The sequence below is a fragment of the Patescibacteria group bacterium genome, assembly GCA_018896645.1.
Classification (GTDB): Bacteria; Patescibacteriota; Patescibacteriia; order UBA2591; family JABMQE01; genus JAHIMF01.
On sequence record JAHIMF010000002.1, the window covers coordinates 1 to 12424 of the forward strand.

The following is a 12424-nucleotide window of genomic DNA, read 5'->3' on the forward strand; positions in this document are numbered from 1 at the left end:
AACCATAATAGATGATGAAAATCCAATTTTTATCCTGATTTTATTCAAAAACATCCAAAAACCACCCTGATGTCCATCAGGGTGGTTTTTGCGTATTTTATTGTGTATTGTGTATTTTAGTCGCCTGTGGATAAACTATGGAGGTTCAACCTCCATAGTTTATCCACAGGGCAGTTGGTTATTATCGTGGATGCTGGTTGTGGATAAGTCGGCTTGACAGGTTTAACTTTTTGCTATAAGGTATAAGCAGAAAGTTAAACTTTTTGCTACTATGTTAAATAAACTATTGCCAAGGGTTATTTTGCCGAAAATTGTTAAAGATTTAAATACTTCTCTTGTTTTAATAATTATTGGTTCACGGAGAACCGGGAAAACCTCTTTATTGTATTTGATTAGGGATTTGTTAATTCAGGAAAAAGGAATCCAGCCAGAAAATATTCTTTACTATGACTTAGAAAACGAAATTATCAGGCAGGATTTTCAAGTTCAAGATTTTGATTTAATCGCTAAAAATTTATTAGTTAAAGTGAACACCAAAAAGAGGCTATTTGTTTTACTTGATGAAATTCAATATTTAGACAATCCCGCAGGGCTTCTCAAATATATTAGCGACCATTACAAACAATTAAAATTTATTGTTTCCGGCTCCTCGTCCTTAAAAATTAAAGAAAAATTTAGCGATTCAATGGTCGGAAGGAAAAAAGTTTTTCAGCTTCATCCTTTAAGTTTTAAGGAATTTTTAGAATTTAAGCAAAAGCAAAAATATCTTAAATTATTGCCAAAGATTGATTTGATTCATTTGAATGTTAAAAAATTTGAATTATTGCCCAGTTGCGAGAAAGAGATTCAAAGATTGTTTTTAGAATTTTTAATTTATGGCGGTTATCCTGAGGTTGTTTTAGCCAGCGATAAGCAAGAAAAAAAAGAAATATTATCAGAGATTTATACCTCTTATTTGCAAAAAGATATTAATTATTTATTTGACATTGATAATGTTGAAAAATTTAATAAATTAGCGCAATTATTTGCCAGCCAGATTGGCGGCTTGGTAAATTTTTCTGAATTGGCTAATACTTTGGGTAGCGCCCGAGCCACAATTGACAGGTATTCTTTTTTGCAAGAAAACACTTTTTTGTTAGAATTTTTAAGACCTTTTTCTTCCAATATTAGAAAGGAATTAACAAAAATGCCGAAAGTTTTTTTTGAAGATACGGGTCTACGCAACGCAATAATCAATAATTTTAGTTTTGAAGAATTAAGGACAGATATAGGGGCATTAGTAGAAAATTTTGTTTATTCTGAAATCAGAAAGAATTACAACTTGCCATTATATTTTTGGCGAACGAAAAGTAAATCCGAAATAGATTTTGTTCTAAAGCTCCCAGAAGAATTATTGCCAATCGAAGTTAAATACCAAGACCTCAAAATGCCTAAAATCCCTTTGGGACTCAAAAGTTTTATTGAAGAATATCAACCTCCAAAGATATTAATAATTACTAAAGACCTTTTTGCTAAAAAGAAGTTTAGTAAAAATACCTTGGTGTATTGGTTGCCAATTTACACAATTTTTGGGTAAAGAAGATAAAAGAATTAAAAAGATAAATTGGTTTGACAAATACTAAATTATATTTTAATATTATAGCAATAAGTGCTAAAATAAGAAACTAAATTAATTATTAAATCGGAGGAGAAGGAGACTTTATTATGACAATCAAAACAATTTTCAAACTAAGAAAGGTCATTTTGGGGGTAGTTCTGCTTTTAGTGCTGATTATTTTAATCGGCGGCGGTTATTTTTATCTCAAAAACAAAGATAAAACTGTAATTGTGAACCTTTACGGCACCAGCACTGATGTTAATACCAGGCAAGTTGAAAATATGCTTTTAATTCTTAAAGAGAGATTTGGCAGCCGGATGAGTCTTGATATTCATTTAATCACTGACAGAGATGAAGAGGGTAATTTTGTTAGTTTTAACGAGCTCAATAACCAGGAAGAAATCGCTCTTTTTGACATCGAAGAAAATAAGAGACAGATAGTTTTACAAAAATATTATCCAGAAAATTTTTACAGATACCTTGAAAGTCGCAATACTGATATTTTAACTGTTGATTGGCAGTCACCGGCTTTTTATGCCGGGCTTAAAGATTTAGAAGAGATTGATAAGCTGGTGGAAAATGAAGGCAGTGATTTATTGAATCAGGAAGTAGATGATTTTAAAGCTTGGCGGGAAAGTCTGTCTGCTCCGCCAAGCACTATCCCCAACCTATTGATTGACGGCGAGCTTTATACGGGAACGGTTAACATGCTTTCTTTAGGCGCCGCTATTGCCAAACCTCTCTTGCGTCAGGGACGAGATTTTTTACCCAAAAGTCCTTACCGAAGTTTATTTTCCGGCGCCGTGTTAGTGAGCTCACCCTTTGCCCACAAAGTAGCCGGCATTACTGAATGTTACAATAATTTTCATTGTGATGATAAGCCGGATCAAGAAGGCTTTTGCGTAGATATAGGCACGAACAAAACCCGCTGCTATTACGCCGAACCTGCTAAGGTGGATTTAACGGTTTTGGCGCCAGATGGCTATGACCGAGATGATGATGTTTTGCTTTGGAGCATTAAGCAAAATATTAAAGGGGCGGTGGGTAATATTAATGTTGTGGACGCGGCCAGTTCCGAGGGAAGGGATTTACTGGCACAATTCAATTTGACTGGTGCTCCGGCCTACATTTTCGCCCGTAATCTAGAAGCCACTAAGTATTTTAATTTGTTGCGAGCTCGGAATAATTTTATAGAAATTGGTGATTTTTACTTGCTGAATGTTCAGCCCCCAGCTCAAGTATTAAACGAACCCCAAGAAGAGGCGCAAGGAGCCCCAGAAGAAGGAGTCGAAGCCTTAGAAACACCAAGTGAAGGGGAAGTTCAGAATGAAAGTCCAGAGAGTGGGGCTGAAACCGAGGAAGAAGAGGAGGCCGGGGAGGGTGAGGAGATAGAATAAAAAGAAAGTTTTATGGTAACCAATAGTAACTTGCTTGGCTTGCTGCCGCCTGTTTTGTGATATTGGTTGATATTTATAGATATTGGGTGAGATATTAATTGATTTACATAATTTAAAAAAAGCTTCCCCATGCATCAACTCAGTCACTCAAAATTTATTATAATTTTCAAAACCGCGCTTTTAGTGTTGGTTTTTTAATAAATTAATTTTAAAAAGTATGACTCAAGATCTAAGAGTTTTTAAAAAGACAACCAGCATTTTATCCCTCGCCATTGTTGTTTTACTGGCTTCTTTAATCGGCGCTTTTTTTATTCGCCAGGCCTATGGTTTTTTGGAGTCCACTACTGTTCCAACCACTGCTGGCAATCAAAGTAGCGCCGCGGCAGACCAAGCTTTGTTACAACAGATAGATACGAAGTTGGATGGTTTGGCAAGCGGAGGTAGTCCGGGTGAGTGGACATGTGTAGTGCGAGAAGAGGCTCAAGATGTTGACTATGGTCTTTTGACGGCTTATGCTCGTTGTTTATCAAACGAAAAAGTAATATCTGGTGGATGCGACAAGCATGGTGGCGGGCCTAGCTTGCATGCCTCGCGTCCTCTTAATCAAGGGTGGTTCTGTAAGACATGGCATGATGTTCCACATGGTCTGACTGCCTATGCGAATTGCTGTAAGTAAACAATAGCCCCATGCCGACTTTATACCGGCAAAGCCCTGTCCGTTTGCATCTGGCGGTTGGAGTCAAAACGCGGGATTGGGGATAAATCTGGTAGAAAATTATCCGATAATATTAGATTATCAATGGAACATTATCTAATACTATTATGTTTAACAGAACAATTTTAGCTAAAATTGCGCCATTTTTAGAAAAAGACCAGATAATAATGATCACTGGAGCAAGGCAAGTTGGCAAAACAACCCTGCTTTTGTTGTTAAAAAGATATTTAGAAAATATAGTTTTTTTAAAGTTCTTAAACCGTTATAAAATAGATGATATTAATTTTTGGCGAACCCAAAATAAAAATGAAGTGGATTTTATCGTAAATCGCGAGCAGGCCTTTGAGGTTAAATTTAATTCAAAACATTTTCAGAAATCAAAATACCTTAAATTTATACAAGAATATCCCAGCATCAAACTTCAGTTAATTTCCTATGATAATATTATCAACAAATTAAAATTAGGAGAGCTTACATAATGGTTATCAATAAAAAATCAGAAAATCATTACGGATTTATTTTTTTCAAAATTGCGTTTTTTGTAATAGTTTCAATTATCGCTTTAGTTTTTGTCGGCAATCAAGCTCATGCCGCTGGCAATACCACGGGTTATGCCTGGGGAGAAAATGCTGGTTGGATAAAATTTAATCCAACCAATGGCGGAGTAACCGTGCCAGTTGGCGCTGGTTCAGTCACTGGATATGCCTGGGGAGAAAATATTGGTTGGCTTAAGATGGACCCAGTGAACGGGGGGGCCTCAAAAGACGCTAGTGGCAATTTAACCGGTTATATCTGGGCTGAAAACGGAGGTTGGATTAGTTTTAATCCTGCTAACGGAGGTGTTACAATCAATGGTGATGGTAACTGGCTTGGCTATGCCTGGGGTGAGAATATCGGCTGGATTAAGTTTAATCCACTTAATGGTGGTGTTTATAGTGATTTATCCACTTTATGCACTACTCACAACCTCTCTGGCTGGGCTTGGTCTTCTAACGCCGGTTGGGTGTCACTTTCCTGCTGGAACACTGGCGAGGGCCAAGCAGGACCAGATTATGGCTTAGATATTGATCATAATAATCATAAAATTTATGGCTGGGCTTGGTCTTCTAACTTTGGCTGGATTTGTTTTGGTTCAACTTGCAGTGAGTATGGGACGCCGCCAAGCGGGGTTTTAGAAGTTAATTATGATTTTAATACGGGCGAAGTTAGCGGCTGGGGCAAAGTAATAGCTTTAGGTGATGACGGCTGGTTGAAGATGAGAAAAGAGACGGGTGATGCAGGCGCGGATTATGGCGTGACCCTGCACAAGGATTTAACTTTAACTGGCTGGGCCTGGAATGGCAATGATAGCCCTGGTTTGGGTATTGGCTGGCTAAAATTTAGTGCCCAAGTTAGCGGCGCGCCAGAATGTAATGATGGGATTGATAATGACGCTGATGGAGAATGTGATTTTAATGGTTGTGACGGCCTGTTGCCGGACAGATGTTGTTTTAGTCCAAATGACCCCTCGGAATTCTGCTTAGGCCGGGGTCCTTGGGTGGAGACCCTTTATCGGGATATCTATTCCAAGGGTGAAATATCCAGTTTATTTGTGCCCCAGCTTCAACAAGGATTTAATGCCAGTTTTATGATTTTAGCTGACGGCAGTATCAGAAATTGGTCAAGCAAGGGCTGGGTGGAACAGACAGGCACTTTAGGTTCTGATTGGCTCAAAGGAAATTTGCCAATTAACCAACAGACAGGTTTTCCGAGCGAGTCAGATGGGGTGTATTATAGTAATGTGGGGCAAATTGATTATATTGGTTTGATTACTAATATTGGCGGTAGTAAAAATAAGTACGGCAACGGGATTAAAACAGATAATCTAAGTCCGTTAAAAAATGGTCCTCTTAACAACTATGTTTATCATATAACTAGTGATTTAAGCTTTCCTCCGGATAATAATGAATTAGCCTTTGATAATGATTCTGGCATTGCTATTATTGTAATTGATGGTAATTTGAACCTGACAGCGACAACAACTTATGATAATACAGTGATTAGCGATATTACTGATCTGGCAGCAATTACTTGGATTATCCGCGGTGATTTAATCATTAAACCCAATACCACTATTGACGGAGTGGGCACTATTGGCGATCGGGTTGGGGTGGTTGGCAACTTTATTGTTTTAGGTGATGGAGATCCAGCTGTTTGTCCGGCTTTAGATCAACCATCCAATGGCTGCGGCCGGGTGAGTACTGGCACAACTGGCAATAATGATGACCGCTTAATTGTTCAGGGTTTGATTATCGCCCGCCAGTTCAAATTTGAGCGCCGGTATTTTGATGAGGCTGGCAATCCAGCTGAACAAATAATTTTTGATAACCGGCTTTTTGCTAATCCGCCTCAAGGTATGAGAGATTTTCTTAAAACTTTGCCGGGTTGGCAAGCGACAGCGCCGTAAGGACTTGAGGATGTTTTGGAAAGTTGACATTGTTTATTCGTTTATTACTTTGGGTTATATAGTAAAAGGTTGTTAATAGAGTTAATAAATTCGGACACAATATCTTTCTTAGAGGCATCATTCCAGGCACTGAAGTCGTTACTCAAATTACCCAAGTTGTTAATAAAGTTAATAAAATTATTAACTGTATTAACAACTGTATTAACTACTATATTAATCCTATTAACGATATTTTTATAAATACTTTAAATCTCGTTAAATCTTTTTGATACTTTATTTAAGTAATGCATGTTTTTTCTCATAACTTTCATCCTCGGCCTCGCCATCGGTAGTTTTTTGAATGCCGTCATTTGGCGTCTGCATTCGGGCGAGTCAATCGCGAGGGGCCGCTCCAAGTGCCCAAAGTGCCGGCACAAATTAAAATGGCAGGATAACATTCCGTTGGCGAGTTTTGTTGTTTTAAGAGGAAAATGCCGGTATTGCCATAAAAAAATTTCTTGGCAGTACCCGCTCGTTGAATTAGCCACAGCGTTGCTGTTTGTTTTGGCGTATAGCAATAGTGGTCTGCCAGAAATCAATTATCAATTATCAATTATCAATTATCAATTATTTCAGATTGCCGGGGCGTTACTTCAAGGCTGGTTCATTATTAGCATTTTAATCATCATTTTTGTTTATGATTTTCGTTGGTATTTGGTTGATGACAGGGTAGTATTGCCGGCCATTGGCTTAATTTTTATTTGGAATATATGGCTTGGCAAATCATGGCTGGGCCTGGCGATTTCCGGTATAATTATAGCAGGATTTTTCTGGTTGCAGTTTTTAGCTTCTCGGGGCAAGTGGATTGGCAGCGGCGATATTCGTCTGGGGTTGCTTATGGGCGTCATCTTGGGCTGGCCCCTTGGCTTAGTCGCTTTGTTTTTATCATATATTATCGGCAGTTTAGTGAGCGTTGCTTTATTGATCATTGGCCGCAAAAAGTTCACCAGCAAGATTCCTTTGGGGCCATTTTTGATGGCAGGGACCATAATCGTAATGTTTTGGGGAGAAAAGATTATGGGGTGGTATATGCGTTTGATGTAGTGGCAGTGTATTATTTGCGTTTTCATTATTTTTTAAATATTTTGAATTACGAAATAACGCCTTTTGTCATTCCGAACGGAGCCGCAGCGGGGCGAGGAATCCCTTGAATGTGGAGAATGGAGAAGCTGGGGGGAAGCCATAGCAAAGGGATTCCTCGCCTACAGCTCGGAATGACAAAGGCGAATGACAAAAAATTGCATTTCGTAATTCAGAGTAGATATTAATTTCCCAATTTCATGCTTTCGATAATAAATAAAAAGTCCCGAGCATTTACGTTGACGGAGCTTCTAGTTTCGATTGGCATTTTTCTTGTGATTCTATTTTTTATTTTAGTGAATTTTCATGGAAGTCGGGAAACCCAAACTCTGGAGTATCAAACCAAAAAGGCGCTTACTGTCATTGAAAAGGCGCAAAATTTGGCTCTGACTGGGTTTAAAATGCCAGATGGTTCTGTGCCTTATTATGGCTTGCATATTACAGCAGATAATAGATATTTTATCATTTTTGCTGATTCAAATCCTGCTAATTTTACTTATGACAGCGGTGAAGAGTTAGCAGGCAACATTTTTGATTTGGGTGCGAGTATCTATATTGAGGATGAGGCCGGAGATTTACGTTTTCAACCCACCACCGGTGAGCTTTATGATGAGGCAGGTGAGCGTGTCACCGATGAATTTAAAGCCTACACAGTTTCTCGCGTAGATAGGGGGGGGATTGTGATTTTCTATGAAGATAAAGAAATTTACATGCATGGTCTTACCAGCCGGGTGGTACGAGTGGAATAGGTGAGTTGAAAACTTCCAAGTCAAGAGCTAAGAGAGAAACGGATTAAAATTAAAAAATTGCTGTCAAATTTAATTCATTGTTTCATTGTCCCATTGTTTCATTGCTAACTTAAGCAAAAGCTAATAGGACAATGGGACAAGAGAGCAATAAAAATGAAAGAATATAATAAAAATGAGATGACTATTTCTTCAGAATCTGGTCAAACTATAGTAGAGCTTGTTGTGGCTCTGGGGGTTTTAGTTGTGGGCGTTTTGGCGGTTTTGACCCTCACGATTTCCAGCCAGACGGCGATTGCTGTCAGCACTGGCCATCTGTTTGCTTCTAATTTGGCTCGGGAGGGGATTGAAACGGCGCGGGCGATTCGGGATACAAATTGGTTGGAAGCTGATGATTGGGATGGGGGATTAATAGATTTAACAGAAAGTCCAGTCTCAACTGCGGTTCCTATTATTGATTATAATAATGATAGCCCAACTTTTGGGACTTCCAGCTTAGATTTTTTGCCAAACGACATCATTTCTGATGGGCGATTATATATAAGCAGTGATGGATTTTATAATCATTCGAGTGATGGTACTGCAACAAATTTTTACCGTTTGATAACTATTACAGAAGCAGATGCACCGCCGCATTTAGAAGTTGCGTGTCAGGTTATATGGTTTGAACATGAGCGGCAGCACGAAATTACAGTTGAAGATTGGCTGTATGATTGGCGGTGAGGCGTTGATATTCGTTGATATTTAGCCCTTCGGGCTGATATTTATTGATATTCGTTGATATAGGGAAATTACCCTCTGAATATCTATCAGTATCTGAATATCTATTAATATCTTATCAATATCTATAAATACAATGGCTGAAAATAAAATTAAACAATCAAAGTTTGGTGCCAGTGGCTTTACCCTCGTTGAAATGATTGTAGCTGTTGCTGTTTTTGCGGTAGCGGCTTTAGCTTTACTTAATATCTATATGATTAATAATGCCACTCAAAGAAAGATTGCCGCTATTAGTTTAGTTACTGTTGAAGCTCGCTATGCTCTGGAGACTATGACGCGGGCAACCCGGACCGGCGCTATTGACTATAGTTACTATAGCGACGGCACAGTCAGCAATATTCAAAATGAGTTGGCGATAGAAGATTCGGGCGGCAATAACATTGTATTTAAAATGGGCGTCTCTGGGGATGGCTACTGTTCTGATAGAGGTGATTGCATATTATATAAGATTGGCAGCATTGATTGGACGCCCCTAACCTCGGACGATGTTGAGGCGACACGGCTGGATTTTTATATTTATCCTCCGCAGAACCCGTTGCTTACCGGAGCCTCACTTCCAGCCCAGCCTCGAGTGACTATGGTTTTTACTTTACGGAATATTACTGTTAAGACAGCCGAACGCAAAGTAATTGAGCTGCAGACAACAGTCAGTTCGCGGGTTTATAAGAGATAACACTGGGACAGTTGTCATTGCGGGTCCTAAACTTAAGCTTAGCGCATGGTTCAGGGTGAGTGTATTACTCCTTGTCATTGCGAGCGACATAGTAATCGGTGTCATTGCGAGCCCTGAACCATGCATTAAGCTTAGGTTCTGGGCGAGCGACTGAAGGACTTGTCAAGCCGAAATGACCTTGGCGAAAGAAGGACAAGACAGTCAGTAAAAATAAAAAAGAGCGTGGCAATCCCGTTGATATACTGTGGACATTGTCGTGTTCCCCGTCTACAGGATTTACCCTGAACCGATTCTGGTACAGGGTTTACCACGGGATTGCCACGCTCCACTCCGCTCCCTGCGGGTCGCTTCGTTCCGCTCGCAATGACAGCAAAGAACGACGCTCGCAATGACAGAGGTGTGGCTTTGCTCCTTCTTGCTATAACACTAATTAGTATCACAGTTTATGTTTGAACAAAAACCTGGTACAATTTTACTCCTATCCTTATTAATATTAACCGGTATTCTTTTGACCTCCGGGATTATTGCTACGATTGTTTTACAGCACTTGCAGATGTCTAGGAACATTGATAATTCTATTTTAGCCTTTTACGCGGCTGAAGCCGGAATTGAGCAGGGACTTTACACTTTACGCAAGATCGGTGGTACTATTAATGATGTCAAAAAAACAGAAACACTTGGCAATGGCGCCAGTTATGATACTGATAATGCGGAAACCGCCTTGAGTGAAAATGTAATTAAGATAGGCATTCCTAAAAATCAAACTTTTCAAATTAATCTTTATAACCCGGATAATTCTTTGCTTGACTCTGGGATTAGGTCTATTGTTTTGTACGAGGTTGGCGGCAGTGGTTTTGAATGGGCTGAAGTTAGCTGGGTAACCTGGGATAGTACTGGTGATTGGGGGGCTCATCAGGCAAAGACCCATATTTTTAGCCACAGTCAGTTGACTAGCGGTAGCGGGGTGCCAGTTAATCTTTCGGGTATTGCTTATGCTTATCGAGTGCGAATTAAGGCCTTATATGATGATTTAGAAGACCTGGAAATCAGAGCTTATTCTGGTGCTGATGGGGGCGGTAGCCAGGTTCCTATTCCTGGCCGGGTGGTCATTAAATCAGTAGGCGAGTATGGCACTTCTAAGCAGGCTTTAAAAGTCAGCTATTCCAGCGAAGCACCAATTTATGGGCTTTATGATTATGTTATTTTTAGCGAGGAAAGCCTTATAAAATAAACTAACAAAAAAACAAAAAATCAAGAAAACAAATTGATTTATTGATTTATTGATTTATTGATTTATTGTTTTCTTGATTTTTTGAATAAATCCCAACTTTGTTTGTCAAATTTCTTTTAGATATCCTTCCCAGACGTTGAATGTCTAAGAGGATGTCTAAGATTTTATCCACAGCCGTATTGTTTGACAGGTGAATCTGTGGTATAATTAAGATAATCAAGAATTTAATTAAGCCGTTGCGAAAATTATCTATAATTTTTAGTTTTAAAGCTTTAAAGCTACGGCTTGCAACAGAAAGGGGGTGAAAATTTAACCCATGCGAAAAAACAAAGGTTTTACTTTAATAGAACTCTTAGTTGTTATTGCCATTATTGGTCTTTTGTCCACTTTAGCAGTAGTGGCTTTGAATAGTGCCCGGCAGAAATCCCGAGATGCCAAGAGAGTGGCTGATATCAAACAGATTCAAACCGCGTTAGAGTTGTATTATAATGATAATAATGGTTATCCGGTCCTAGCAGCTGAAGCTGCGCCTCCAGTGATGGCTGGAATTATGGCGGCTGTGCCCACAGCACCAACGCCAAATGATGGCAGTTGTACTGCTGCTAATAATGCCTATCTTTATAATTCCACTACTAATACTGGCACTAGTTGTGGTACTGCTCCTTGTCCAAGCTATGAATTGCAGTTTTGCTTAGGTGCGAATACTGGCGGTTTAGTTGCTGGTCCTGCTTGTGCGACTCCTTCTGGTATAGATGATAATCAAGCTTGTACTTTAACCGATTAGACAATACTTATTTTGACAGAGTACACAGTAAATCGATGACTAAGATATCTTGATAAAAAGTTTTATTTAGGGATCCCTAAGTAAAATCAAGAATTTTGATCTTGATTGAAATATTTACCCTCCCCGCTTTATAGCGGGGAGGTTTGTTTTGGAAATATTATTTAATCACTTTGAAAATTTTTAGTTGCTTGATTTCTAAAAATAGTGGTATAATAAAGCTGTGGATAAATAGCGTGGATTACAGATGCACTTTGCGTTTGACAATAGCTTATGGTAACTCATTGTAACTTACTGCTCTACATTGTTTTATTGTTTTATTGTTTTATTGTTAAATTGTTTAGTCGCAACAATGTAACAATAGAACAATTTGGCCCCCCTGTTTTAATGTCATTAGATAATTTTTAAGACAAACACCATGTGTTTTAAAAGCACAAAAAATAAATCAGGTTTCACTTTGATTGAGCTTTTGGTGGTTATCTCTATTATCGGGCTTTTGACTACAGTGGCAGTTGTTGGTTTAAATAATGCCAAGCGGAAATCTAGAGATACGAGAAGAATGGCAGATATCCAACAGCTTCGTTTGGCTTTGGAATTTTGTCAGGATAATAGCGGTAGATACCCGACAGAAGCCGCAGGAGTTACTCTGGGAGATGCTGCCCATGACTGCTTAAATGGGAGCGACGGCTTCACCACATCGGGTTGCGCCGATGCTTATATGAAGGAAGTTCCTGCAGATCCTCTTTCGACCGGTGATTATGCGTATATCTACACCAGTGCTGACGGTTTGAGCTACCAAATTGATTTTTATACCGAAAGCACTGTAGAAGGCATAGATTGCACTAGTGGTTGTACTATTACCCCAACCGGAATCCAGTAAGATAAAGACTTACCCGTTTGCGTAATTTGTCTATTTGTTAAAATTCAAATTTACAAATA

12 protein-coding genes are annotated in these 12424 nt (G+C 38.9%); all 12 read left to right on the forward strand.

Annotated features, from left to right (window positions below):
- Positions 1–271 precede the first annotated feature (271 nt).
- Entirely contained in the window at positions 272–1576 is a 1305-nt protein-coding gene (locus tag KKD20_00035) for an ATP-binding protein (GenBank protein ID MBU4331500.1), read from the forward strand.
- A gap of 128 nt (positions 1577–1704) precedes the next feature.
- Entirely contained in the window at positions 1705–2994 is a 1290-nt protein-coding gene (locus tag KKD20_00040; protein ID MBU4331501.1) for a hypothetical protein, read from the forward strand.
- A gap of 217 nt (positions 2995–3211) precedes the next feature.
- Positions 3212–3670, forward strand: a complete 459-nt coding sequence (locus KKD20_00045) for a hypothetical protein (GenBank protein MBU4331502.1) — start codon at positions 3212–3214, stop codon at positions 3668–3670.
- 146 nt (positions 3671–3816) lie between these two features.
- Complete coding sequence (locus KKD20_00050; GenBank protein ID MBU4331503.1) at positions 3817–4188, forward strand: DUF4143 domain-containing protein; 372 nt, start codon at positions 3817–3819, stop codon at positions 4186–4188.
- Positions 4188–6155: a hypothetical protein gene (locus KKD20_00055; protein MBU4331504.1), complete on the forward strand. Its 1968-nt coding sequence runs from the start codon at positions 4188–4190 to the stop codon at positions 6153–6155. Before KKD20_00050 ends, KKD20_00055 begins: the two co-directional genes overlap by 1 nt.
- Positions 6156–6443: 288 nt before the next feature.
- The gene (locus tag KKD20_00060) at positions 6444–7238 is read left to right on the forward strand and encodes a prepilin peptidase (GenBank protein MBU4331505.1); all 795 of its coding nucleotides are present in this window, start codon (positions 6444–6446) and stop codon (positions 7236–7238) included.
- A 236-nt stretch (positions 7239–7474) separates the two neighbouring features.
- On the forward strand, positions 7475–8023 hold the full coding sequence (locus tag KKD20_00065; GenBank protein ID MBU4331506.1) for a type II secretion system GspH family protein: 549 nt from the start codon (positions 7475–7477) through the stop codon (positions 8021–8023).
- A gap of 153 nt (positions 8024–8176) precedes the next feature.
- Complete coding sequence (locus KKD20_00070) at positions 8177–8743, forward strand: hypothetical protein (GenBank protein MBU4331507.1); 567 nt, start codon at positions 8177–8179, stop codon at positions 8741–8743.
- Positions 8744–8876: 133 nt separating this feature from the next.
- The gene (locus KKD20_00075) at positions 8877–9473 is read left to right on the forward strand and encodes a prepilin-type N-terminal cleavage/methylation domain-containing protein (GenBank protein MBU4331508.1); all 597 of its coding nucleotides are present in this window, start codon (positions 8877–8879) and stop codon (positions 9471–9473) included.
- Between the two features lie 445 nt (positions 9474–9918).
- Positions 9919–10704: a hypothetical protein gene (locus KKD20_00080; GenBank protein ID MBU4331509.1), complete on the forward strand. Its 786-nt coding sequence runs from the start codon at positions 9919–9921 to the stop codon at positions 10702–10704.
- A 316-nt stretch (positions 10705–11020) separates the two neighbouring features.
- Positions 11021–11488: a prepilin-type N-terminal cleavage/methylation domain-containing protein gene (locus KKD20_00085; protein ID MBU4331510.1), complete on the forward strand. Its 468-nt coding sequence runs from the start codon at positions 11021–11023 to the stop codon at positions 11486–11488.
- Between the two features lie 415 nt (positions 11489–11903).
- Complete coding sequence (locus KKD20_00090; GenBank protein ID MBU4331511.1) at positions 11904–12365, forward strand: prepilin-type N-terminal cleavage/methylation domain-containing protein; 462 nt, start codon at positions 11904–11906, stop codon at positions 12363–12365.
- The last annotated feature ends 59 nt before the right edge of the window (positions 12366–12424 follow it).

Excerpts from the sequence above, each read along its gene's own strand:
- KKD20_00035 (MBU4331500.1), top strand. The coding sequence starts at position 272 with ATGTTAAATAAACTATTGCCAAGGGTTATTTTGCCGAAAATTGTTAAA.
- KKD20_00040 (MBU4331501.1), top strand. The coding sequence starts at position 1,705 with ATGACAATCAAAACAATTTTCAAACTAAGAAAGGTCATTTTGGGGGTA.
- KKD20_00045 (MBU4331502.1), top strand. The coding sequence starts at position 3,212 with ATGACTCAAGATCTAAGAGTTTTTAAAAAGACAACCAGCATTTTATCC.
- KKD20_00050 (MBU4331503.1), top strand. The coding sequence starts at position 3,817 with ATGTTTAACAGAACAATTTTAGCTAAAATTGCGCCATTTTTAGAAAAA.
- KKD20_00055 (MBU4331504.1), top strand. The coding sequence starts at position 4,188 with ATGGTTATCAATAAAAAATCAGAAAATCATTACGGATTTATTTTTTTC.
- KKD20_00060 (MBU4331505.1), top strand. The coding sequence starts at position 6,444 with ATGTTTTTTCTCATAACTTTCATCCTCGGCCTCGCCATCGGTAGTTTT.
- KKD20_00065 (MBU4331506.1), top strand. The coding sequence starts at position 7,475 with ATGCTTTCGATAATAAATAAAAAGTCCCGAGCATTTACGTTGACGGAG.
- KKD20_00070 (MBU4331507.1), top strand. The coding sequence starts at position 8,177 with ATGAAAGAATATAATAAAAATGAGATGACTATTTCTTCAGAATCTGGT.
- KKD20_00075 (MBU4331508.1), top strand. The coding sequence starts at position 8,877 with ATGGCTGAAAATAAAATTAAACAATCAAAGTTTGGTGCCAGTGGCTTT.
- KKD20_00080 (MBU4331509.1), top strand. The coding sequence starts at position 9,919 with ATGTTTGAACAAAAACCTGGTACAATTTTACTCCTATCCTTATTAATA.
- KKD20_00085 (MBU4331510.1), top strand. The coding sequence starts at position 11,021 with ATGCGAAAAAACAAAGGTTTTACTTTAATAGAACTCTTAGTTGTTATT.
- KKD20_00090 (MBU4331511.1), top strand. The coding sequence starts at position 11,904 with ATGTGTTTTAAAAGCACAAAAAATAAATCAGGTTTCACTTTGATTGAG.